The sequence below is a fragment of the Aeromicrobium sp. SP1 genome (assembly GCF_055663785.1).
In genome coordinates this window covers 318,972-341,509 of sequence record NZ_JBQVVK010000001.1, presented here as the reverse complement: position 1 = coordinate 341,509, position 22,538 = coordinate 318,972, and the positions used below count along the sequence as shown (strand labels likewise).

General features: G+C 71.8%; 19 protein-coding genes. 7 read left to right on the top strand and 12 right to left on the bottom strand.

Going from position 1 to position 22,538, the window contains the following annotated elements; genetic code table 11:
- Positions 1 to 112: 112 nt before the first annotated feature.
- The gene (locus ACT26F_RS01655) at positions 113 to 2,104 is read right to left on the bottom strand and encodes an ATP-dependent helicase (protein WP_471668736.1); all 1,992 of its coding nucleotides are present in this window, start codon (positions 2,102 to 2,104) and stop codon (positions 113 to 115) included.
- A 197-nt stretch (positions 2,105 to 2,301) separates the two neighbouring features.
- Here ACT26F_RS01655 and ACT26F_RS01650 point away from each other — a divergent pair, with 197 nt between their 5' ends.
- Together ACT26F_RS01650 and ACT26F_RS01645 are read left to right on the top strand one after the other, a co-directional pair.
- Positions 2,302 to 2,535: a hypothetical protein gene (locus tag ACT26F_RS01650; protein ID WP_471668735.1), complete on the top strand. Its 234-nt coding sequence runs from the start codon at positions 2,302 to 2,304 to the stop codon at positions 2,533 to 2,535.
- Positions 2,532 to 2,870: a type II toxin-antitoxin system PemK/MazF family toxin gene (locus ACT26F_RS01645; protein ID WP_471668734.1), complete on the top strand. Its 339-nt coding sequence runs from the start codon at positions 2,532 to 2,534 to the stop codon at positions 2,868 to 2,870. The genes ACT26F_RS01650 and ACT26F_RS01645 overlap by 4 nt, the downstream gene beginning before the upstream one ends.
- A 37-nt stretch (positions 2,871 to 2,907) precedes the next feature.
- Here the strand turns inward: ACT26F_RS01645 and ACT26F_RS01640 are convergent, their stop codons facing one another.
- Both ACT26F_RS01640 and ACT26F_RS01635 read right to left on the bottom strand, forming a co-directional pair.
- Complete coding sequence (locus ACT26F_RS01640; RefSeq protein WP_471668733.1) at positions 2,908 to 3,531, bottom strand: hypothetical protein; 624 nt, start codon at positions 3,529 to 3,531, stop codon at positions 2,908 to 2,910.
- Between the two features lie 22 nt (positions 3,532 to 3,553).
- Positions 3,554 to 4,321 (bottom strand): ankyrin repeat domain-containing protein, encoded by a 768-nt coding sequence (locus tag ACT26F_RS01635; protein ID WP_471668732.1) that lies wholly within the window; start codon positions 4,319 to 4,321, stop codon positions 3,554 to 3,556.
- Between the two features lie 94 nt (positions 4,322 to 4,415).
- On the opposite strand from ACT26F_RS01635, the gene ACT26F_RS01630 reads away from it, so the two are divergent.
- Positions 4,416 to 4,661, top strand: coding sequence for a mycoredoxin (locus tag ACT26F_RS01630; RefSeq protein WP_471668731.1), 246 nt, complete (start codon positions 4,416 to 4,418; stop codon positions 4,659 to 4,661).
- 21 nt (positions 4,662 to 4,682) lie between these two features.
- On the opposite strand, the gene ACT26F_RS01625 is transcribed toward ACT26F_RS01630, so the two are convergent.
- Positions 4,683 to 8,591 carry a hypothetical protein gene (locus ACT26F_RS01625; RefSeq protein WP_471668730.1) on the bottom strand — a complete coding sequence of 1,303 codons (3,909 nt, stop codon included), beginning with the start codon at positions 8,589 to 8,591 and terminating at the stop codon, positions 4,683 to 4,685.
- 68 nt (positions 8,592 to 8,659) lie between these two features.
- On the opposite strand from ACT26F_RS01625, the gene ACT26F_RS01620 reads away from it, so the two are divergent.
- Entirely contained in the window at positions 8,660 to 8,785 is a 126-nt protein-coding gene (locus tag ACT26F_RS01620; RefSeq protein WP_471668729.1) for a hypothetical protein, read from the top strand.
- Here ACT26F_RS01620 and nudC read toward each other — a convergent pair.
- The 5 genes from nudC to moeZ all read right to left on the bottom strand — a co-directional run bounded on the left by nudC (position 8,782) and on the right by moeZ (position 17,564).
- Positions 8,782 to 9,648: an NAD(+) diphosphatase gene (gene nudC / locus ACT26F_RS01615; protein WP_471668728.1), complete on the bottom strand. Its 867-nt coding sequence runs from the start codon at positions 9,646 to 9,648 to the stop codon at positions 8,782 to 8,784. The genes ACT26F_RS01620 and nudC overlap by 4 nt on opposite strands.
- 3 nt (positions 9,649 to 9,651) lie before the next feature.
- On the bottom strand, positions 9,652 to 12,780 hold the full coding sequence (locus tag ACT26F_RS01610; RefSeq protein ID WP_471668727.1) for a UvrD-helicase domain-containing protein: 3,129 nt from the start codon (positions 12,778 to 12,780) through the stop codon (positions 9,652 to 9,654).
- Positions 12,777 to 15,977: an ATP-dependent helicase gene (locus ACT26F_RS01605; protein ID WP_471668726.1), complete on the bottom strand. Its 3,201-nt coding sequence runs from the start codon at positions 15,975 to 15,977 to the stop codon at positions 12,777 to 12,779. Before ACT26F_RS01605 ends, ACT26F_RS01610 begins: the two co-directional genes overlap by 4 nt.
- Before the next feature lie 120 nt (positions 15,978 to 16,097).
- Complete coding sequence (locus tag ACT26F_RS01600) at positions 16,098 to 16,388, bottom strand: MGMT family protein (RefSeq protein ID WP_471668725.1); 291 nt, start codon at positions 16,386 to 16,388, stop codon at positions 16,098 to 16,100.
- Positions 16,389 to 16,391: 3 nt separating this feature from the next.
- Entirely contained in the window at positions 16,392 to 17,564 is a 1,173-nt protein-coding gene (gene moeZ / locus ACT26F_RS01595) for an adenylyltransferase/sulfurtransferase MoeZ (protein ID WP_471668724.1), read from the bottom strand.
- Between the two features lie 157 nt (positions 17,565 to 17,721).
- Between moeZ and ACT26F_RS01590 the strand changes: the two genes are divergently transcribed.
- Both ACT26F_RS01590 and ACT26F_RS01585 read left to right on the top strand, forming a co-directional pair.
- A complete protein-coding gene (locus ACT26F_RS01590) occupies positions 17,722 to 18,357 on the top strand; it encodes a TetR/AcrR family transcriptional regulator (protein WP_471668723.1) in 636 nt (211 codons plus the stop codon).
- Positions 18,354 to 18,590, top strand: a complete 237-nt coding sequence (locus ACT26F_RS01585) for a DUF3107 domain-containing protein (RefSeq protein ID WP_471668722.1) — start codon at positions 18,354 to 18,356, stop codon at positions 18,588 to 18,590. The genes ACT26F_RS01590 and ACT26F_RS01585 overlap by 4 nt, the downstream gene beginning before the upstream one ends.
- A gap of 16 nt (positions 18,591 to 18,606) precedes the next feature.
- On the opposite strand, the gene ACT26F_RS01580 is transcribed toward ACT26F_RS01585, so the two are convergent.
- Complete coding sequence (locus ACT26F_RS01580) at positions 18,607 to 19,305, bottom strand: ferritin-like fold-containing protein (RefSeq protein WP_471668721.1); 699 nt, start codon at positions 19,303 to 19,305, stop codon at positions 18,607 to 18,609.
- 231 nt (positions 19,306 to 19,536) lie between these two features.
- Between ACT26F_RS01580 and ACT26F_RS01575 the strand changes: the two genes are divergently transcribed.
- Positions 19,537 to 20,958 carry a DEAD/DEAH box helicase gene (locus ACT26F_RS01575; protein ID WP_471668720.1) on the top strand — a complete coding sequence of 474 codons (1,422 nt, stop codon included), beginning with the start codon at positions 19,537 to 19,539 and terminating at the stop codon, positions 20,956 to 20,958.
- A 12-nt stretch (positions 20,959 to 20,970) separates the two neighbouring features.
- On the opposite strand, the gene ACT26F_RS01570 is transcribed toward ACT26F_RS01575, so the two are convergent.
- Positions 20,971 to 21,612 (bottom strand): L,D-transpeptidase, encoded by a 642-nt coding sequence (locus ACT26F_RS01570; protein WP_471668719.1) that lies wholly within the window; start codon positions 21,610 to 21,612, stop codon positions 20,971 to 20,973.
- Between the two features lie 95 nt (positions 21,613 to 21,707).
- Complete coding sequence (locus ACT26F_RS01565) at positions 21,708 to 22,466, bottom strand: ParA family protein (protein ID WP_471668718.1); 759 nt, start codon at positions 22,464 to 22,466, stop codon at positions 21,708 to 21,710.
- Positions 22,467 to 22,538 lie beyond the last annotated feature (72 nt).

Here is a 22,538-nt window from a genome sequence, read left to right as displayed (position 1 = left end):
GGGATCTCGATACGCGGCTCGCTTCGCTCGTCGCTACTCGATCACCGGTCCGGCCGGCTCGGTGATCGAGTAGCACGGCGAGGAACGAGCCGGCGTATCGAGATCACCTCACCTAGTGGTCGGCGACGATCGCCAGGACCGCGTCGGCGTACTTCTCCAGCTTGGCCTGGCCCACGCCCGGGACGGTGATGAGCGATCCCGGGTTGCGGGGCTTGGTCGCGGCGATCGACTTCAGGGTGGCGTCGTTGAAGACCGTGAACGCGGGCTTGCTCTCGGCCGTCGCGACCTCCTTGCGCCACGTCCGGAGCGCCTCGAACAGCGCCTCGTCGTAGTCGACCGGCTGCTCGGGAAGCCCGACCTTGCGCTTGGCCGGCCGCGTCGTGCGGACCTCGGGCGGCAGCAGGCGATCGAGGAACCGGCTGGGCTTGCGACGGGCCTGACCCCCGGCCTTCCGCGCGGCCGACCACGACACCGTGAGATGACGGCGGGCGCGCGTGACGCCGACGTAGAACAGTCGCCGCTCCTCCTCGACGGACTCGGGGTCGTCGATCGCGTGCACGAACGGCAGCGTTCCCTCCTGCGCGCCGACGACGAACACCGCGTCCCACTCCAGGCCCTTGGCGGCGTGCAGCGTGGACAGCGTGACGCCGTCGGTGGCGGGTGCGTGCGCCTGCTCGGCACGCCGGTCGAGGTCGGCGACGAGTGCGGCGAGGTCGGCGGTGGGCTGGGCCTCGGCCAGGTCGGTCGCCATCGTGAGGATCGCCATGAGCGACTCCCAGCGGTCGCGCACCGCGCCCCGGCCCTCGGGGGTCTTCTCGCTGAAGTCCATCGCAGCCAGCACCGCGCGGACGTCGTCGGCCAACGCACCGGCGCCCTCGCCCGCGCGGGCCGAGCCACGCAGCAGGGTGACCGCCTGGCGCACCTCGGCACGCTGGAAGAAGCCCTGGCCGCCGCGCACGGAGTACGGGATCTGCAGCCGCCCGAGCGCCTCCTCGTACACCTCGGACTGGGCGTTGATCCGGTACAGGATCGCCATCTCGCGGTGCGGCACGCCCTGCCGGTGCAGCGCCGCGATCCGCTCGGCGACCCCGTCGGCCTCTGCGGGCTCGTCCGGGAACGGGCGGTAGTCGACGGCCGGGCCCGCGGTGTTCTGCGACTGCAGTCGCACGCCGAGGTTGATCGAGGGTCCCTTGCCCGCGAAGACCTCGTTGGCCGCCGCGACGATCTGCGGGGTGGAGCGGTAGTTGCGCACGAGCTCGATCCGCTGGGCCTGCGGGAACCGACGGGTGGAGAAGTCGCCCAGGATCTTGGCCGAGGCGCCGGCGAACGTGTAGATCGTCTGGCGCGGATCACCGACGACGCACACCTCGTCGCGGCCGCCGAGCCACAGGTCGAGCAGCGTCGACTGCAGCGGGTTGACGTCCTGGAACTCGTCGACGACGAACCACCGGTACTGGCGCCGGACCTCGGCCCCGATCGCCTCGTCGTCGGCCAGGATCGCCGCCGTGATCAACAGGATGTCCTCCATGTCGATGCGGCCCCGGTCGCGCTTGACCTGTTCGTACGCCCGCAGGATCGCGCCCACCTCGCCCGGGTCGAGGGAGCCGACCTCGCGATGGCGGCGGATCGCCTCGGCGCCGTAGTCGTCGGGCCGGACGTTCGACACCTTGGCCCACTCGACCTCGGCCGCGAGGTCGCGGATCAGCGCCTGGTCGCCACGGATGCCGACCTGCCGCGCCGCCTCGGCGACGAACGCGAACTTCGACTCCAGGATCTGCGGGAACTCGGTGCCGTAGACGCGCGGCCAGAAGTAGCGGGCCTGACGCAGGGCCGCGGAGTGGAACGTGCGCGCCTGCACACCCGCCGCGCCCAGCGTGCGCAGGCGTTCACGCAGCTCTCCCGCGGCCTTGACCGTGAACGTCACGGCCAGCACCTCGGTGGGCTTGTAGACACCGGTCGCGGTGCCGTACGCGATGCGGTGGGTGATCGCGCGCGTCTTCCCGGTGCCGGCACCGGCGATGACGCACAGGGGTCCCCTCAGGGTCGTGGCGACCTCGCGTTGCTCGGGGTCGAGTCCGTCCAGCAGGTCGTCGGCGTGGGGCATGGTCTCCGATTCGGGTCGTCGAGCGCGGCAGCGACCAGCGTAGTCGGCGGCGCGGACAGATCACCGGCTCGTCACAGGACGTCGACGTCCGATGTCGGCGCGGGCGCCTACGGTGCTGCCGTCACCGACCGTATCGACGCACAGGAGGACCCGTGCCAGCACTTCGCCGGACGGTTCATACCGGTTATACTCATCCCGTGAAGATCGCGGTCTCGATCCCCGACGAGGTGTTCCGCGACGCGGAACGCGCTGCCGCAGCCCGAGGCTGGAGCCGATCCCAGTTGTACGCCCAGGCGCTGCGCAGCTTCCTCGAGCACCAGGAGGACGACCCGGTGACCCGAGCCCTCGACGCGCTGGCCGACGACCTCGCCCCGACCCATCCGGCGAACACCGGTCGGACGTTGATCGACACCGGGAACTGGCAGTGGTGAGCCGCGGCGAGATCTGGTGGGTGGACTTCGGCGATCCGGTCGGCTCCGAACCCGGGTACCGACGGCCGACCCTGGTCGTCTCCTCGGACCGGTTCAACCGGTCGCGCATCGCGACGGTGATCGTCTCGGCCGTCACGAGCAACCTGCGGCTGGCGGAGGCGCCGGGCAACGTCGAACTCGAGCCCGATGCGGCAGGGCTGCCGAAGGCCTCCGTCGTCAACGTGTCACAGACTCTCGTGATCGACCGGACGAGACTGGTCGAGCCTGCCGGAGCGCTCGGGGCGACCGCGATGCGCCGCGTCGACGACGGCCTCAGGCTCGCCCTGGGCCTGTGAGGTCACCGGGTCGGTCGCGCAGGAGAGCCTGCGGCGCTCACACGTAGCTCGGTGGCACGAGGTGGTGCACGACCTCGTGGAACAGTCCGCGCACGTCCTCGGGCAGCCAGATCACGTGGTTCGACTCCGAGGCCAGGTCGACGTCGTCCTGCATCGTCACGACGTGCTCGACCTGGCGGGGATCGTCGCGGTGCGGCTCCTCCAGCCGCAGCAGCGAGACGCGCATCGTCACCCCGAACGGGTTCGGGTTGACCAGACCGATCCCCCAGAACGCGTCGCTGTCGGCCGTCGCCTTCTCGTCGAGGTCGATCATCACCGACCGGCACGGCTGCACGGGGCCGGGCAGGTCGATCTCCTCGACCTCGGCCACCTCGACCTCGACGTGGCGCACCTGGTCGGCGCCCTGTCCGTCGAACCGCAGCACGTCGACGAGCGCACCGCCGGCCGGCAGGATCGCGCGTCCCGCATGGGAGCCGTTGACACCGATCGCGGCCACGTGCGGCAACGGCATGCCGTACATGTTGATGGGCCGGAAGCGCAGGGTCGGGATCACCGAGGTCTCGGTGGCGTTCGTGATCGTCAGCGTTTGGTCCAACGACCCGTCCGTGGCCCGGGCGACGTATCGCACCGTGAACGGCGCATCCCGACGGCGTCTCCTCACGCGCCAAGGCTAGGTGGCGGACTCACCGCGCGTCGATGAGGTCCACGATGTCGGTGAACCCACGGCGTGCGGCCAGGTCGCGCGGCAGCACCCCGTCACGATCGCGGATCGTCACGTCCGCTCCCGCCTCGAGCAGCAGCCGCACCGTCTCGACCTGCCTCGGCGACCCGTCGCCGAGCACGATCGCCTCGTGCAGCGCCGTCCAGCCCAGGTCGTTGACGTGGTCGACCGGGACGCCCGCGGCGAGCAGCAGCGGGATCACCTCGAGGTGACCGTGCTCGCTCGCGGGGATCAGCGCCGTGCCCCCGAAACGGTTCGTGCTGCGGACGTCGGCCCCGTGTGCGAGGGTCAACCGGACGATCTCGGTCAACCCCTCGGCACCCGCGTAGAGGAACGCCGAGTCCTGCAGGTCGTCCTTCGCGTCCGGATCGGCGCCTGCCTCCAGCAGCAGCCGCGCCACGCCGGGCCGATCCTGCTTCGTCGCGGCAACCAACGGCGTGCGGCCCTGCGCGTCGCGACGCTCGAGGTCGGCGCCCGCGGCGATCGCCTCGCGCACCTGCGCACCGTGACCGCGGGGCGCGGAGCGGACCAGCAGCCGCGTCGCCTCCGACCGGCTCATCGACGCGGACGGCGGGCTCGGGGACGGAGTCTGGGTCGTCGGAGTCTGAGTCGTCGGGGTCTGGGTCGCCCGGGACTCGGTCGGGCGAGCCGCCGGTCTGGGCTCCCCGGATCCCTCGCAGGCAGCGGTCGCCACGACGAGCAGGGCGAGCGTGATCGACAGGCGCAACATGACCGTCTCGACGGTAGCCGGTCGGTCGGAATGGCCACGCGTTTGTTCGCGTTCAGGATGATGGAGACGCTCTCCCCCCTCCGGAAGGAACCTGATGACCGACGCGCAGTTCACGATGTACAGCACCCCGTGGTGCGGCTACTGCCACCGACTCAAGGGCCAGCTCGGGCGTGAGGGGATCGAGTTCCTCGAGGTCGACATCGAGCAGGACCCGGAGTCCGCGCTGATCGTCGAGCAGGCCAACGGTGGCAACCAGACCGTCCCGACGCTCGTGTTCGCCGACGGCACCGCGCTCACCAACCCGTCGGTCGCGCAGGTCAAGGCCCACCTGGGTCGCTGACCCGCGACCGCGCGCCGCCGGCTACTTCTTGGCGACGATCGCCCCGAGGAAGTTCGCCTTGAGGCTCGTCCACGTCGTCGAGAGCGTCTTCACGGGCTGGGCCCACGTCCAGTAGTCGAACGTCACGGTGTCGGCGGCCTCGTCGATGACGATGGGCGACTCGATCGTGATCATGTGGGTGCTCGTGCGGTTGTCGCCGATCAGCGGCAGCCGGATCCACATCGCGACCTGGTTCGTCGCGGTCTTCTTGACGCCCTTGATCGCGGCCGGGGTGGTGTCCGAGACGGTCGTGACGGAGGACCACAGCTCGGTGTCCTCGTACCAGCCGGCGAGCTCCTTCATCGAGGTCGCCATGTCGGACGTGTCCTCCGGCGTCCCGTCGAACGTGAAGACGAAGTTCTCCGAGTCGCGCAGCGCGCACATCGCCATCCACTCGCCCTGCGGCGGGAAGCCGTTGTGGGCCGAGAGCAGCGCTGCGTAGTTGGTGCTGCGCAGACCGTCGCTCGCCGTCACCTTGAGCTGGCCCAGGAATCCCGTGCCGAAGCCGTACATCGCGTTGACGAAGTTGCGCCACACCATCGGGTCGCGCTGGACGAGGTGGTGGAAGAAGGCCGCACCCGTGCACAGGCCGATCGCGCCCTGGTTGAAGTCGTTCGGGTTGTTCGCGACCCGCTCCTTGTCGGCCATGACCTGCGCTGCGGTCAGGTGCCGCCACGCGGTGCGCGCCGCCGGGGGCGTCGAGTCGGGCGACTCGGCCAGCCCGTCGCCAAGCTTCTCGATGATCCGGCCGAGCAGGCCGCCGCCACCCTCCCCGACCGCGGCCCGGGCGGCGGGGTTCTGCGAGAACTCGATGCCCTCACCGCCCCCGCTCGTGCCTCCGCCGGACGCGGTCACGCCGCTGCCGCCCGTCCCCGTGCCACCCGTGCCACCCGTGCCGCCTCCCGAGCCTCCGGCTCCCGCCGCACCGTCGGCGGCGCCGGTGGATCCGGACTTCGCAGTCTTGTCGAAGTAGTTGATCTTCGCGCCGTCGGTCGAGGCCGTGCCCTTGCCACCGCCGGCCAGGCCCGCGGTCTCCATCGACGCGTACGTCTTCGCCAGATCCGTGATCATCGACGCCGCGATGCGCTGCCGCTCGGTGTTGGCCGTCAGCAGCGAGTTCATGTTGGTGCCGGCCTGCTGGCCCGCTGCCGTCGCGCCGGCGGCCGTCGCCTGCAGGGCCGCCTGAGCCAGGCCCACCGTGGCCTGCAGACCACTCATGTCGCGGAACATCTGACCGTTCTGGATGGCACCGAGGACCGCGGCCGTGCCGACGGGGTCGGGCAGCGTCGTCGGCGTCGTGAGGTTGACGATGGGGGCGCTGAGCTGACCCGGCGAGGTGTCCTCGGCGGTCGCCCGGCTGCCCGTCTGGACGTCGGCGATCTCGGTCGGCACGAGCGGGATGGGCGAGTCCTGCCAGTTCCAGAAGCGCGTGATGTCGAGCTTCTCGGCGCAGTTCGACCGGCCCAGCACGGCCTCGGCGAACGTGCCGCCCGTGCCGAGGGGGACGAGGTCCTCGCGCGGCCGTCCGAGGACCACGCCGTGCTCCTTGAGCCAGGCGGCCCAGTCCGGATCCGTGGGCTCGACGTTCATCGCGAAGGCGAGGTAGTTGCCCACGTAGCGGATCGGCTTCGGGTCGACGACCTGCGCGAGCGGCACCTCCCGGTTGCCCACGTCGATCGTGTGACCGGCCAGCAGCATCGCCACCTGCGACGCGTCGAGCGACCGGTAGATCGCCTGCGCGTAGTGCAGCTTGTTCTGGTTCAGGTGCTCCACGATGTTGGCGCTCACGCCGCCGGGGGTGACGTCGACGACCGGTGCGGTCCGTCGGGCGCCGCGCTTCACGGTGACGTCCGGCAGCCGCAGCGGGAACCGGACGCCGTTGCGGTTGACGGTCAGCGTCACCGAGACCTGGACGTCCTGCTCGGCCGACGCGGCGGTGACCGAGATCTTGCGCAGCTCGCTCATCCGGATCGGGTCGGTGGGGCTGATCTCGCGGTCCTCGGCCCCTGACGCGAGCGTGTAGACGACGGTCGCCTGTCCTACCGAGGCGGTCGCGGTGGCGCCCTCGACGAGCACGTCCGTCGGCAGGTACATCGCCGGGCTCGCGGGGCGCAGCAGCGGAATGCTCAGCAGCCCCGCCAGCCGGGTCACCTGGTCGTCGAGCCACAGCTTCGACGTCACGCGGGCCATCAGCGGCGTGGCCTCCGAGAGCCGCACGCGGGTCGCGTCCGAGGTGGCCTCGCCCAGCAACCCCGAGGCACTGAGCGCGGTGGACCGCACGTCGAGCGCTTCGGCCTTGGACGCCTCCGCCGGTGTGGCCTCGTCGGCGGGCTCGGCCGCCACGGCCGCTCGGACCAGCACGGTGCGGGCGGCCCGGTTGACGAGCGCATCGCTCACGATGTCCTTCAGCGGCCCGTCGAACACCGAGAACTGGGTCTCCTTCGCGGGCGCCAGCTCGACCACGTCGAGATTGCGCAGCGCCTCGCGCATCTCGATCGTCAGCGCCGCCCGCGTCAGCACCGACCGGAACCGCCGGACGACGTCCACCGACGAGAAGTCCGGCAGCGCGACGGGCACGAACACGACCTTGTCGGCGCGCGTCACGGCGGTCTCGATCCGGTAGACCTGCACGACCTCGTAGTACTGCACCGTCAGCGCGTGCATGTGGTTGTAGTTGGCGATCACACGCGTGCTGACCGCCTCGTGCTCGGACTGGGCGACCTCCTTGACCACGGAGGCCCGGCGGTTGCGACTCGAGTGCGCGTGCTGGTGCGTGCGGTCGTTGACCTGCTGCATCATGCTCGAGCCGACCTCGCGGCGGCCGAAGCTCGAGGAGTACGAGTCGGCGTGCGAGGAGGACGAGGCCGAGCTCTTCGTCGCACCCATCGATCCGCTCGGTCCGCCGAAGAGTCCGCCGAGGGGCGCCGACATCTCCGCCGCGACCGACACGGCGGACTCGCTGGACCTCGCGCTCGTGTTGGACTCCGAGAAGCCCTCCTGCGCCTCCGTCGCGACGGCGTTCGTGACCTCGTTGATCGCCCGGTTGTGCTCGGCCTCCTGCGAGACGTCGTCGACCTCGCTGATCGTCTCGGTCTCCCCGGCGCGACTGCGGCGGGTCCAGTCGACGACCGCGATCCGGGTGCTCTCTCCCGGTGCGAGGGCCGTGCTGTGCAGCAGCTGTCCGAGCGTGACGCCCTGCGCGAACCACGACTGCGTGAACGTCAGCAACGCCCCGAACGCCACCCGGCTGAACCCCTTGTCGGCGGCGGTCAGCGCCGCGAGGTCCAGCGGGACGAACGCGGGATCGAGAATGTTGATCTGTTCGTCGTCGGCGGTGCTGATCTCGTCCATCAGCAGTGAGCTGTACTGGACCCGCTCGGTCGGGTACTGGCCGCTGACGGGAACGAGGTCGGCGGGGCGCTCGGGGTCGTGGTCCGGCGCGTTCTCGGGGAAGAACACCGCATCGAGCAGCCTGATCGCGGCGAGGTACGGCGGGTAGTCGGCCAGCTCCTGGATCGAGGCGACGTCCAGTGCCGTGGCGATCCCATCGGCGTCGGCGGCCGGGATCGCCTGGAGCACGGAGATCGGCTGGCCCGCGAGCTCGGCGACGGGGATCGCGGTGGCGGAGTCCTGGATCAGATCACTCGTCGCGGCGCCCTGCTGGTACAGCGGACTGGTCGGGTTGCCGGCGACCGTCGACAGCCTCGCGGCCGCCGCGAACGCGGCCGAGGTCGCGAGGTCGAAGACGGTGCGGACGTCGAGCTTCAGCAGCGCCGCCTGCGCGGCGGCGTCGACGCCCATCAGGACGGACGGCTCGGCGTGGAGCAACTCGCGGGCGGGCGTCAGGCGGTGGGCGCCACGGACGCCGATGAGGGCTTCGTTGGTGGACATGGGTCGACCTCCGGCTCGGGCCGGGCACACCGCGCCCGACACCGTTCGGGAGCGCCGCCGTCGCGCAGTTGATACGGGCACGACTCAACTTCGGTGACTGCTTCGCCTACGCGCTGGCCAGCGAGTCCGGTGAGCCGCTGATGTTCGTCGGCGACGACCTCGCGCAGACCGACCTTCCCGCTGCTCGGCGCTAGGCCCAGCCGCCGGGCAGCTCGCCGCCGTACCAGTCCTCGATGAGCCAGCGAGAGATCGAGACCTTCGGCGGCGGCAGGCCGATCTCGTCGGACTCGCACGCCGCGCGCAGCTCGTCGCGCGTGAACCAGCGGGCCTCGGCGATCTCGTCGCCGTCGAGGGTGAAGTCGGTCGTCTCGGCCACGGCCCGGAAGCCGAGCATGAGGCTCTGCGGGAACGGCCACGGCTGGCTCGACCGGTAGCTGGTCTCGCCGACGACGACCCCCACCTCCTCGGCGACCTCGCGGCGCACCGCGTCCTCGAGCGTCTCGCCCGGCTCGACGAAGCCGGCCAGCGTCGAGAACCGGCCCGGTGGCCACGCCGGGTTGCGCGCCAGCAGGGCGCGGTCGTCGGCGTCGGTGACGAGCATGATGACGGCCGGGTCGGTGCGCGGGAAGTGCTGGGCCCCGCAGCCCGGGCAGTTCAGCAGGTGCCCGGCCTGGCTCGTGTAGAGGTACTCGCCGCACTGCGAGCAGTACGTGTGCGACTGGACCCACCGCGCGAGACCGACCGCGTGGATCGCCAGCGACAACTCGTTCTCGTCGAGCAGCGGCGCGAGCGTGCGGATGCTGACCGGACCGAGCTCCTGCGGCACCCGCTGCACGGCCACGGCGGCATACCGGTGACCGTCCTGGTCGCCGAGCAGGATCCACTCGCCGTCGGGCGCCTCGTCCACCGCGACCCAGCGAAGGGCCGGACCGTCGATCGTGGCGACGTGCTCACCGCCGAGGACCAGGACCTTGAGATCGGGGGTCTTCCACAGGCCCTCCTGCTTGCGCAGGTTGCCGGCCCGGTCGTGCCGAGCGCGCTCGAAGGCGAAGTTCACGCCTCACGTTAACCCGAGCAGACGCTCGAGCGTGGGACGGTCGGGCAGGTCGTCGATGGTCCGGGACGCGCCGAGCCTCACGTAATGGAACGTGCCGAGGACGCGCTCGGGGTCGACTCCGTGCAGTTCGGCCCACGCGAGCCGGTAGATGGCCAGCTGGAGCGGGTCGGCATCGGCGGCCCGGTTGGTCTTCCAGTCGACGACCTCGAAGCCCGGGCTGCCGTCGGCGTCCGTCGTGGCGAACACCGCGTCGATCCGGCCGACCACCTGCTGGCCGCCGAGGCGCAGGCTGAAGGGCACCTCGACCGCGACCGGCTCTCGACCGGCGAACGGCCCGGACTCGAACGCCTCCTTGAGCGCCTGCAGATCGGACTCGTCGACGACGTCGGCGTCCGCACGTCCCGGCAGGTCGTCCGGGTCGAGCAGCGTCTGCTGGCCGTACCTGGCCTCCACCCACGCGTGGAAGCGGGTGCCGAACCGGGCGGCGGGCGAGGGCTGTCGCGGCATCGGCCGGGCGAGTCGACGCGCGAAGGCCTGCTCGTCCTCGGCGAGGGCGAGCAGATCGGTGGCCGACACCGATGCGGGCAGCTCGACCCGGATCTCGTGGTCGGCGCGGGCCCGGGCCTCCTCGAGCAGCAGGTCGAGGTCCGTGCGCAGGGCCGCGAGCCGCTCGTCGACCGCGAGCGGCAGCGCCTCCTCGGCGGCGAGGTGCCGCTGGACGTCGTCGGCCAGCACGCGCCGGCGGTCGAACGAGCCCAGCTCGACGGGCCACGGCAGGCTCTGGTCGACGAGGTGGGGATTGCCCTCGTCCTCGGCCGGCTCCTCGGACCACACGATCGGCTCGATGCCACGCGCGGCGAGCCAGTCGCGGACGTCGACGAGGAACGCCGATGCCGCACGCGGCTTGATCTGCGTGCGGCCCCAGCGGTGCCCGCTCACGTGCAGGCGACGGCGGGCGCGCGTGAACGCGACGTAGGCCAGGCGGATCTCCTCCATCAGGGCGTCCTGACGGGTGTCGTCCTCGAACTGCTTCTTCGCGCCACTCGTGAACTCGGTGAGCCGGGGCACGAAGTCGGCGTCACCACGCAACGGCGCCGGCAGCGCCTTGGCGACGGTGGGCCAGCGCGAACGACCCCGGGAGGACGGGAATACCGTGCCGGAGACGAAGGGCACGAAGACCTCGTCGAACTCGAGCCCCTTCGCCTTGTGGATCGTCAGCAGCTTCACCGAGTCGGCGTCCGACGGCGCACTCAACTCCATCCCCTCGTTGAACTCGCGTTCGGCGTCGAGGTGCGCCAGCAGACCCGGCAGGGAGGCGTACCGATCGTGCTGGGCGTAGTCGCCGATCGCGTCCATGAGCAGGGCCAGGTTGTCGGTGGGCGTGCCGGCGACGGCCAGTTCGACGTCGAGGTCGAGCTCGGACACGACCCGTCGGGCCAGGTCGAGCAGCGGCTCGTGGGCGTGCCGGCGCAGCCGCCGCAGCATCGCCGCCAGATCGGCGAACCGTGTCCGCGCCTCGGCCGAGAAGGGGCCGTCGCCCGGGTCCTCGACGGCCTCGGCGAGCGAGACGATCTCGGTCGGGTCCACGCCGGCGGTCGCATCGTCCAGTGCCGCGCGCAACGCCGCCTCGGCGTCGCCCGGATCCACCTCGGGGCGGTCGCGCCAGAGTCGGCCGAGCGCGGCGGCGCGCTGCCCCAGCAGCGCGAGATCGCGATCGCCGATGCGCCACCTCGGCCCGGTGAGCAGACGCAGCACGGCGGGGTTGGCGGTGACGTCGTCGAGGACCGCGAGCACCGAGAGGACGTCGACCACCTCGGGCTGCAGCAGCAGACCGGTGAGGCCGACGATCTCGACGGGCAGCCCGCGGTCGCGCAGCGCCCGGACGATCTCGGGGTTCTCGTTGGTCGTGCGCACCAGCACGGCGAGCTCGCGCCGTGGCACGCCCCGCTCGACGGCGTCGGCCACGAGGTCGACGAGTGCCTCGATCTCGTCGGACACGCCGCGGTGCAAGGCGACCGAGACCTCGCCGGACGGGTTCTGCGGTGCCGCACGCAGTGGCGTGACGACCTCGGCCACGCCGGGCGAGGCGTAGTAGCCGCGCGCGACGTGTCCGGCGAGGTCGATGATCTCCGGCGCGCAGCGTCGCGTGACGTCGAGGCTGAACAGGCGGCCGCGTCCGCCGTCGGCGCGCGGGAAGTCGTCGAGGAACGCCGTGAGATTGCCCGACGCCGCACCCCGCCACCCGTAGATGCCCTGCGCCGGGTCGCCGACGGCGCTGATCGGACGGCCGGCGAACAACGCCTGCAGCAGGTCGCGCTGGGCCACCGACGTGTCCTGGTACTCGTCGAGCAGCACCGCATCGAACCTCTCCTGCAGCGATGTGCCGACCTCGGGAAGCTTCGCGAGGCGTGCACCGAAGCCCATCTGGTCGGAGAAGTCCATGACTCCGGCGTCGGCCTTCGCGGCGCGGTACTCCTCGACGAGCACGCTCAGCTCGTCGCGCTTGCGGCAGGCCTGGGCCACCTCGCGGTGCCACACGAGCGGCTTCTCGACCGACTCCACGCGGGCGATCGTGTCGGCGTCGAAGGCGCGCAGCGTCTCGGGGTCGACGAGGTGCTCGGACAGCTGGCCGTCGAGCTCGAGGACGTCCCCGATCACGGTCGGCAGCCACGCCGAGACGTGCCGCAACGGCCCGTCGTGCCGGCGGACGACCCGGGCGGCGATCTGGAACCGGGTGGCGTCGGCCAGGACGCGCAGGTCGGACTCGATCCCCAGCCGCAGGCCGTGCTCGGCGATCAGGGTGCCGGCGAAGGCGTGATAGGTCGACACGGTCGGCTCGCCGTACTCGGAGAAGTCCCCCACCCGCTCGAGCGAATCGCGAACCCGACCCGCCAGCTCGGCCGCCGCCTTGGACGTGAAGGTCAGGCCCAGGATGCGGTCGGGCTCGAGGCCCAGGTGGCCGACGAGCCACACGACGCGGGCAGCCATGACGGCCGTCTTGCCGGCGCCGGCGCCCGCGATGATCGCCTGCGGGAAGGCCGGATCGGCCGTGATCGCCTCGAGCTGCTGCTCGCTGAAGGGGATCTCGAGCACCTGCTTGAGGTGCTCGGTGTCGCGGACGAGACGCGTCACGACACACCTCCCACGGCCGGACCGCTGACCGTCGGGCACAGCCACTGGAAGTCGCAGAAGCCACAGTGCTCGTTGGGTCGTGCGACGAGGTGCTCGTCGCGCACCGTGCGGGCGGACGCGGCGAGCAGCTCGACCGCGAAGAACGGCGCCTCGACCGACTCCGAGGGGGCGGCCTGCGGCTGGACCTTCGGCGCGCCGGGATCCTTCGCCCCGGCACCCGTGCGCAGCTGGACCAGCTCGGCCCCTCCGGACCGCGCGGCCTCGACGCCGAGGTCGGCGGCGGCGCCGTGCTCGACCGCGACCTGGTAGACGCCGAGTTGGGCGTGCTCGGCGATCTTGCGCGGGGACGGTGCGTTGCGGCTGGTCTTGAAGTCGATGACGTGGACCCGGCCCTCGGCGTCGATCTCGACGCGGTCCATCGAGCCACGCAGGAGGACCTCCTCGCCGCCGACGACGAGGGTCGTGCGGAACTCGTGCTCGGCCGCGAGCACCGTGCGAGGGTTGTGGACGTGCCACCGCGCGAAGCGGGCGAGCGTCTCGTGGGCGGCCTCGCGCTCGCGCTCGCCGAGCCACGCGGCCTGGTGGTCGAGTCGGTGCCAGACCTCGTCCAGACGCTCCACGAGCTCGGCGACGACCGGCTCGACGTCGCGGCGCACGACGTCGGCGGCGATCGCGTGGACGATCGAACCGAAGCCCTGCGCGGACGTCGACGCGGACTCGCCGTGCGCCTCACGGCCGAGGAACCAGCGCAGCGAGCAGGCGGTGATGCCCTCGACCGCCGAGCCCGACAGCGCCAGCGGCTCGTCCGCGGGACGCCACGGCGTCTCGGCCCGTGTCGACGGCGCCAGGCCCCACCAGCGGTCCGGATGCGCCGCCCGGGCGACCGGCAGCCCCGAGCGCGCCACCTCGGCCAGCATCCGGGCCGCCTCGTCGCGCAGGGCGGGATCGTCGGTCTGCTCGCCCGTGCGGCGCAACTCGGCGACGACGCCGCGCAGCGAGACCGGTCGCGCCGGCCGACCGAGGGGCAACAGTTGCGCGTCCGTCGGGCCGAAACCTGCGGCGAGCAGGTCGGTGACGAACCGGGACGGCTGGTCGCCGTCGTCCGTCGGGGTCTGGACGGCCGTGACCACGAGCCGGCGCGTCGCCCGCGTGCACGCGACGTAGAACAGGCGCCGCTCCTCGCGCAGTCGCTCGCCACGCGCGCCGGGCACGATCGCCGGACCGTCGAGCTGTTCGGTGCGCAGCAGGCTGCCACGCAGGCGCAGGTCCGGCCAACGCTCGGCCTGCACACCGGCGACCACCACGAGCGGCCACTCCAGGCCCTTCGACCGGTGGGCGGTCATGAGCCGGACGGCGTCGGGCCGCGCGACCGTGGACTCGAGCTGGTCGGCCGGGATCTGCTGGGCCCGCAGCTCGGCGACGAAGTTCGTGGCATCGCGACGGCGGCCGTGCTCCTCGGCGCGGGCCGCGTGCCGGAACAGCGCGCACACCGCGTCGAGGTCGCGGTCGGCGGCGAGCCGGCCCTCGGCCCCGGACCGCCACTGCTCGCGCAGTCGCTCGGGCCACCGGGTGCCGCTCCACAACAGCCACAGCGCCTGCTCCGGCGGCTCGCCGCGGCGCAGCACGGCCGCCGCCCGGGCGAGCAGATCGGCCAGCGCGCGGGCGGACTCGACCGCGTCGGCCGTCGCGGGATCGGCGGTGTCGAGCCCGAGCGCGGCAGGGTCGCGCAGCGCGGCGGCGACGAGCTCGGTGGACGGGGACTCCGGATCGCGACGGCGCAGGGCGCGACCCAACCGACGCAGTGCCGGCCCGTCGAGGACCGCGAGCGGTCCGGTGAGCAGGGCCTCGGCGGGCTCCGGGTCGAGCGGCTCGTCGCGCGCGATCTGCTCGGCCGACTCGAGCGCCAGCAGCAGGGCCCGGACGGCGGGTTCGGCGACGAGCGGCACCTCGTCGCCGGCGACCTCCACCGGGACTCCGGCCGGGACGAGGATCCGCTGCAGTCGGGTGAGGTCGGCGCCGGTGCGCACGAGGACCGCCATGTCGGACCACGGCAGCCCGTCGTCGAGATGGGCCCGCCGCAGCATCGCGGCGATGTGCTCGGCCTCGGCGGTGGCCGAGGCGTAGGTCGCGACCTCGACGTCACCCTCGTGGTCGGCCACCGATCGCAGGCCCCGGTGCCGACGCGCGGCCTCGAGGTCGAGTCCGGGCGGCACCGGAGGGTCGCCGAGCGCCACGTTCGCCGCGGCGAGGATGCGCGGACCGAACCGGCGCGTCGCGGTGAGCGCGATCGTGGGGGCCGGAGTGCCGGCGACGGCGAACTGCGCCGGGAACCGCGTGATCGCGGTGGGATCGGCGCCACGGAATCCGTAGATCGCCTGGTCGTGGTCGCCCACGACGACGAGATCGCGTCCATCGCCGGCGAGGTCGTGCAGCAGCTGAACCTGCAGGGGGTCGGTGTCCTGGTACTCGTCGACCACCACGAGCCGGAACCGCTCACGCAGGAGTCGCTGGTGCGCGGGGTCGGCGGCGATGCCCGCCGCGCGCGTGACGAGGTCGGTGTAGTCGGTGAGGTTCTGCAGGTCGATCACCTGCAGGTACTCCTCGATCGCGTCGGCGACGCGGTGCCACTCGGGCCGGTCGTGGGCCGCGGCCAGGGCGCGGACGTCGCCGGGATCGAGACCTCGGGTCGCCGCGGCGGCCATGAACGACTGCAGCTCGGCCGCGAGACCTCGCGTGCCGAGTGCCTCACGCAGCGACTCGGGCCACGCCGACACCTCGTGCCCGCGCAGCAGGTCGGCGACGACCGCGTCCCGGACCGGCGCGGTCATCAGCTCGGGCGGTGCCGTGAACGCCTCGGGGTCGCTGAACTCGCGCACCAGCGCGTAGCAGAACGCGTGGAAGGTCATGGCCGCGACGGTCGCCGAGGTACCCGGCAGGCGACGCCCGATCCGGTCGCGCAGCTCACCGGCGGCCTTGCGGCTGAAGGTCAGCACGAGGACCTGGTCGGGCGTGAGCTCGCCGGTCTCGAGTCGCTCGACGACGACCTCGACGAGGGTCGTGGTCTTGCCCGTCCCCGGTCCGGCCAGCACGAGCAGCGGTCCGCCCCGGTGGTCGACGACCGCGCGCTGGGCGTCGTCGAGCGCCGGCGCCGGCGCGCGCTCGGCGACCGGGCGCGACACGACGAACTCGGCAGGCATGGGCCTCATGGAACCAGACCCCTCCGACAGTCCCGCCCGGGCGGTCGCCGAGGGCCGCTGGGAGTGACGTTCGAGGGGTCAGAACGGCATTTCGACCCCTCGAACGTCACTCCCAGCGCCTCAGAAACCCGGCGCGAGCGCCTCGCGCACGTCGACGCGGCCGTTGCGGACGGGCGTGCTCTCCTCATGCCAGTGCTGCTGCGCGTCGAGCATGAGGTGCGGAGGCAGGCTGCCGTTCGCGCGGACCACGCGCCACCACGGCACCGCGTGGCCCTCGCGCGACATGACAGCCCCCACCTGACGTGCTCCCCCGCGGCCGAGGTGCTCGGCGACCAGCCCGTACGTCACGACGCATCCTCGAGGCACCGCCTCGACGACCTGGAGCACGGCCTCCGCGAACGCCTCGTCCACGGGTCAGTAGGACGGCTGCGACGGATCGATCTGGTTGACCCACGCGACGACGCCGCCGCCCACGTGCACCGCATCGGAGTAGCCCGCGCCCTTGAGGACCGCGAGTGCCTCCGCCGAGCGCACGCCCGACTTGCAGTGCAGGACGACCTGCTTGTCCTGCGGCAGCCGGTCGAACGCCTTGCCCGCGAGGATCTCGCCCTTGGGGATCAGGACCGAGCCGGGGATCTGGTTGATCTCGTACTCGTTCGGCTCGCGCACGTCCACGAGGACGAAGTCGCGGCCACCGTCGTTGCGCTCCTTGAGCCAGTGGTCGAGCGTGGCGACCGAGATCGTCGAGTCGGCAGCCGCCTCGGCCGCCTCGTCGCTGATCGCGCCGCAGAACGCCTCGTAGTCACCGAGCAGCGCCGTCGGCAGCTCGCCGTTCGGATCGCGGCGGACCTTGAGCGTCGTGTAGCGCATCTCGAGCGCGTCGTAGACCATCAGACGGCCGATCAGCGGATCGCCGATGCCGGTGATCAGCTTGATCGCCTCGGTCACCATGATCGAGCCGATCGAGGCGCACAGGACGCCCAGCACGCCGCCCTCGGCGCACGAGGGGACCATGCCCGGCGGCGGCGGCTCGGGGTAGAGGTCGCGGTACTGCGGACCCTCCTGCGCCCAGAAGACCGACACCTGGCCCTCGAAGCGGTAGATCGAGCCCCACACGTACGGCTTGTTCAAGATGACGGCCGCGTCGTTGACGAGGTAGCGCGTCGCGAAGTTGTCGGTGCCGTCGACGATCAGGTCGTAGCCGCTGAAGATCTCGAGCACGTTGTCGTTGTCGAGGCGCTCGTTGTGGACGATCGTCGTGACGTACGGGTTCGTCTCGGCGACCGACTCCGCGGCCGACTGGGCCTTGGGCTTGTCGATGTCGGACTGGCCGTGGATGATCTGGCGCTGCAGGTTCGACTCGTCGACGACGTCGTCGTCGATGATGCCGAGCGTGCCGACGCCGGCCGCGGCGAGGTACAGCAGCGCGGGGCTGCCGAGGCCGCCGGCCCCGATGACCAGGACCTTGGCGTTCTTGAGGCGCTTCTGTCCCGTCATGCCCACGTCGGGGATGATCAGGTGTCGGCTGTAGCGACGAACCTCGTCGATGGTCAGTTCGTCGGCGGGCTCGACCAAGGGGGCGACCACGGGCTTCTCCTTCGGTTTGCTTGTCACCGGATGGAACTCGGCAACGCCCTCCATTGTTCCGCGCTGGTCCACGCGATGGACGGCAGGTCCGATCCGTGGACGGGCCATCTTCGACGACACCGCCGGAACGCATACGACCGGCCGGTAGGGTTGCCCTGTGACCCAGACCTCGGAGGCCCGCCCCCGCGCAGGACGGTTGCCCCGCACCGCGCGCCGGGCCCAATTGTTGGACGTGGCGCTCGACGTCTTCGTCGAGCAGGGCTACCACTCCGCGTCGATGGACGAGATCGCCGATCGCGCAGGCGTGTCCAAGCCCGTCCTCTACCAGCACTTCCCCGGCAAGCTCGACCTCTACACCGCGCTCGTGTCGACCGCGGTGGACACCGTGATCGAGGGCGTCCGCGTCGCGCTGGCCTCCACGCAGGACAACAACCAGCGCGTCCACGCCACGATGCGCCTGTGGTACGACTGCGTCGCCGACCAGGAGAAGGCCTTCCGCCTCGTCTTCGAGTCCGACCTCACGAGCGATCCGGCCGTGCGCGATCTCGTCGACCGGGTCACCACCGAGTCCGCCGCCGCGATCGCCGACGTCATCGTCGAGGACACCGGCCTGTCGCCGTCGGCCGCCCGGCTGCTGGCCGCCGGCCTCGTCGGCATGGGCCACGTCGGGGCCCGCGCCTGGCTGTCGGGCGACTCCGACCTGACCCGCGACGACGCGGTCCAACTCGCCGCGACCCTCGCCTGGCGCGGGATCGGCGGCTTCCCCAAGCCCACCACCGAAGGAGATGAGTGACCGTGGAGGTCAAGATCGGCGTCCAGAACGCCGCGCGTGAGCTGACCGTCGAGACCGACGCCGAGCCCGACATCGTGCTCGCCGAGCTCGACACGTCACTCAAGGACGACTCGCTGTTCACGCTGACCGACAGCAAGGGCCACACGGTCGCCGTGCCCGCGGACAAGGTCGCCTACCTGTACTTCACCGCCGACACCGGCCGCAAGGTCGGCTTCGGGCTCACCACCGCCTGAGCCGCGGCCCCGCGGGCTACGCCTCAAGGCCGAGGCGGGACATCCGCTCGGCGTGGGCCTCGGTGATGCGGGTGAACATGCGCCCGATCGTGGCGAGGTCGAAGCCGCCCGGCCGGTCGACCGCGCCGACCACGACCGCCGTGAGGGCGTCGCGCTCGGCCACGACCATCTGCGCCTGGCTGAGCGCCTCGCCCATGAGCCGGCGACCCCACAGGGCGAGCCGGCCGCCGACCCGCGGGTCGTGGGCGATCGCGGCCCGGACCTGGTCGACGACGAACTCGCTGTTGCCGGTCTGGCTCATCGTCTCGAGCACGAGCTGGCGGGTGTCGGCATCGAGGAAGGCCGCGATCTCGCGGTAGAAGTCGGCGGCCAGGCCATCGCCGACGTACGCCTTCACGAGGCCCTCGAGCCAGTCCGACGACTCGGTCTTGCCGTGGAACCGGCCGAACGTCGAGCGGAACGACTCCATCACCGCGTAGGGGTCCTCGCCGAGCTCGACGAGGCGGTCGCGCAGCTGCACGAAGTGGTTCCACTCCGACGCCGCCATCGTGTGGATCGCGACCTTCGTGGCGAGGTCGGGTGCGCGCGTGGCGTCCCGGCTCAGCTCCTCGACGGCGCTCAGCTCGCCGAAGCTGAGCAGGCCCAGCAACTCGACGACACCGGCGCGGTACTCGGGATCGGCGAGGGGGCCGCTGGCGGTCGGATCGGAGGTCATGCCCGGGACTGTAGCGCGGCGCGGCGCCACGGCGAACGGACGACCGATAGACTGGTGGGGTATTCGCCGGATCCTGACCGCAGGATCCATGACCCAGAGATCCGCGACAGTAGATCCGCACACAGAAACCAGAGCAGACCCCTGACTACCTTCACCGAACTGGGCGTCCTGCCCGAGATCGCCGACGCACTCGCCGAAAAGGGCATCCTCGAAGCCTTCCCGATCCAGGAGATGACCCTCTCGGTCGCCCTCATGGGCACCGACCTCATCGGCCAGGCGCGCACCGGCACGGGCAAGACCCTCGCCTTCGCGATCCCGGTCATCCAGCGCACCGTCGCCCCGCACGACCCCGACTACGACCAACTGGTCGAGCCGGGCAAGCCGCAGGCGCTCATCGTCGCGCCGACCCGTGAGCTGGCGATCCAGGTCGCCAAGGACGTGGACACCGCGTCGAAGAACCGCGGCACCCGCAACCTGCAGATCTACGGCGGCGTCCCCTACGAGCCGCAGCTCGAGGCGCTCGAGACCGGCGTCGACATCGTCGTCGGCACGCCGGGCCGCATCCTCGACCTCATCAACCGGCGCGCGCTCGACGTCAGCCACGTGAAGTCGCTCGTGCTCGACGAGGCCGACGAGATGCTCGACCTGGGCTTCCTGCCCGACGTCGAGTCGATCCTGGCTCGGACGCCCGAGACGCGTCAGACGATGCTGTTCAGCGCCACGATGCCGTCCGCGATCGTCACGCTGGCACGCAAGCACATGCGGCACCCGATGAACATCCGGGCCGAGTCGGCCGAGGCCAACCAGACCGTCCCCGCCACGAGCCAGTTCGTGTGGCAGGCGCACGACATGGACAAGCCCGAGGTCGTCGCCCGCATCCTGCAGGCCGACGACGTCGCCCGCGTCATCATCTTCACCCGCACGAAGCGTTCGGCCCAGCGCGTCGCCGACGACCTGGCCGACCGCGGCTTCCCGGCCTCGCCCCTGCACGGCGACATGGCCCAGAAGGCGCGCGAGAAGGCGCTCGACGGGTTCCGCGAGGGCAAGGTCAGCATCCTCGTGGCCACCGACGTCGCGGCGCGCGGCATCGACGTCGCCGACGTCAGCCACGTCATCAACTACACGTGCCCCGAGGACGACAAGACGTACGTCCACCGCATCGGCCGTACCGGGCGCGCGGGCGCGACCGGCACCGCGGTCACGTTCGTCGACTGGGCCGACCTGCAGCGCTGGAAGCTCATCAACAAGGCCCTCGAGCTGCCGTTCGACGAGCCGCTGGAGACCTACTCGACGTCCGATCACCTCTTCCACGACCTCGGCATCGACCGCAACGTCAAGGGCCGGCTCAAGCCGCCTGCTCCCAAGGAGCCCCGGACGGACGGCGGTCGCGACGGTGGTCGCGACGGCCAGCGTCGCGAGGGCGGCCAGCGGCGCGAGGGCGGTCAGGGTGGCGGTCAGAGCCGCAACCGGAACCGCAACCGCACGCGTGGCGGCCAGCCCGTCGAGGCAGGCGCCGAGAAGCCGGCCGAGACCGCTGCGGCAGCGGCACCGACCGGCGAGGACGCCCCGGCCGGCGAGGGTCAGCCGCGTCGTCGTCGTCGCCGTCGCCGCCCCTCGGGTGGCCAGGGCGCCGCTCCCGCCTCGGCCGAGTGAGGACGAGGGCCCTCAGGCGGTGACGACCACGGTCGTGCCGATGGGGGCCCAGTCCCACAGGTACTTCGCGTCCGACTTCTCCTGCCGGACGCAGCCCGCCGAGAGCGGCTTGCCGAGATCGGCCACGGACTGCTCGAGCTTGCCGTCGTTGAAGACCGGGATCGAGTGGAAGCCGATCGGCGCACTCCAGCCGGTGGCGAACCGCACGAAGTACTCCATCGTCCCGCTGTAGTCGAAGCTGGTCGCCGTGCGCTGCTTCGACGTGACGTCGTAGGTGCCCGGATCGAGGTTGTCGAAGCGGCTGCCCGAGACGAGGTAGGTCCGGTCGACCGCGCCGTCCTGCTCGATGAGCCATACGCGCTGGTCGGACTGGTCGAAGACGATCCGGCGACCGCTGCCCGAGCCCTCCGGGGGCGCCGGGGCTGCGGCGGTCGGGGTGGTCGTGGGAGTCGCACTCGGCGCGGTCGAGGGTGCGGCCGTCGGCGCGCTCACGGTGGGCAGCGACGCCTCAGCCACGGCGGTCGCGGGCGACGTCGCCGCGGAGGCGTCACGGTCCGGCAGGACGACCGACGCGACGGCGACTGCCAGGGTCACGGCCACGGCGCCACCGAGCGTGACGACGCGCGCCAGACGCAGACGGGGCGGGGAAGCCATGCCACCCACGGTAGGCGCCGTCCGGCGCCGATGGCCGACTTCGCGTGGCGTCCGCGTGGCGGCGCCGGACTCGGCGTCCCGGCTGGGCGAATCGCTCATCGGCCGTCGGCCAGCACCCGCGCGATCTCGCGGTAGGCGTCGGCTCCCTTGTGGGTGCGGGCGGTGCTGAGGATCGAGCGGCCGATCGCGGGCGCCTCGGCGAAGCGGATCGTCTTGGGGATCGCCGGCTCGAGGACGGGCAGGTCGTACGTGTCGCCGATCGCGGCGAGGACGTTGCGGGCGTGGGCCGTGCGGCCGTCGTACATCGTGGGCAGCACGCCACGGATCACCAGGTCGGTGTTGATGAACTGCCGCACGTCGTGGATCGTGTCGAGCAGCTGGCCCACCCCGCGGTGCGAGAGCGTCTCGGCCTGCAGCGGGATCACGACCTCGTCCGCCGCCGAGAGCGCGCCGATCGTGAGCACCCCGAGCGCCGGCGGGCAGTCCAGCAGGATCCAGTCGTAGTCGTCGGTGACCTTGGCCAGCGCGACCCGCAGGCGCTGCTCGCGGCCCGTGCGGGTCACGAGGTTCTCCTCGGCCTCGGCCAGCGACACGTTCGAGGGCAGCAGGTCGACGCCCTCCTCGGTCGACACGATCACGTCGCGCGCCTGGGCCTTGCCCAGCAGCACCTCGGCGACGGTGGACTCGAGCTCCTCCGGGTCATGGCCGAGGGAGAACGTGAGGCTGCCCTGGGGATCGAGGTCGACCAGCAGCACGCGGTGTCCCGCCTCGGCCAGCGCGGCCCCGATCGACGCGACGCTCGTGGTCTTGGCGACGCCGCCCTTCTGGTTGGCAAGAGCGATCGTGGTGGTCACGGGGCAATTGTGCCATCCGCACCGGCGTCGGCGACCCTCGTGAGACGAGGCCGACACCGATGCTGGCATGCT

What these genes read in the sequence shown, in the direction of transcription:
- ACT26F_RS01570 (WP_471668719.1), bottom strand. Translation starts at nt 21,612, where the DNA reads ATGGCTTCCCCGCCCCGTCTGCGTCTGGCGCGCGTCGTCACGCTCGGT.
- ACT26F_RS01630 (WP_471668731.1), top strand. Translation starts at nt 4,416, where the DNA reads ATGACCGACGCGCAGTTCACGATGTACAGCACCCCGTGGTGCGGCTAC.
- ACT26F_RS01655 (WP_471668736.1), bottom strand. Translation starts at nt 2,104, where the DNA reads ATGCCCCACGCCGACGACCTGCTGGACGGACTCGACCCCGAGCAACGC.
- ACT26F_RS01635 (WP_471668732.1), bottom strand. Translation starts at nt 4,321, where the DNA reads ATGTTGCGCCTGTCGATCACGCTCGCCCTGCTCGTCGTGGCGACCGCT.
- ACT26F_RS01605 (WP_471668726.1), bottom strand. Translation starts at nt 15,977, where the DNA reads ATGCCTGCCGAGTTCGTCGTGTCGCGCCCGGTCGCCGAGCGCGCGCCG.
- ACT26F_RS01580 (WP_471668721.1), bottom strand. Translation starts at nt 19,305, where the DNA reads ATGACCTCCGATCCGACCGCCAGCGGCCCCCTCGCCGATCCCGAGTAC.
- ACT26F_RS01625 (WP_471668730.1), bottom strand. Translation starts at nt 8,591, where the DNA reads ATGTCCACCAACGAAGCCCTCATCGGCGTCCGTGGCGCCCACCGCCTG.
- ACT26F_RS01575 (WP_471668720.1), top strand. Translation starts at nt 19,537, where the DNA reads ATGACCCTCTCGGTCGCCCTCATGGGCACCGACCTCATCGGCCAGGCG.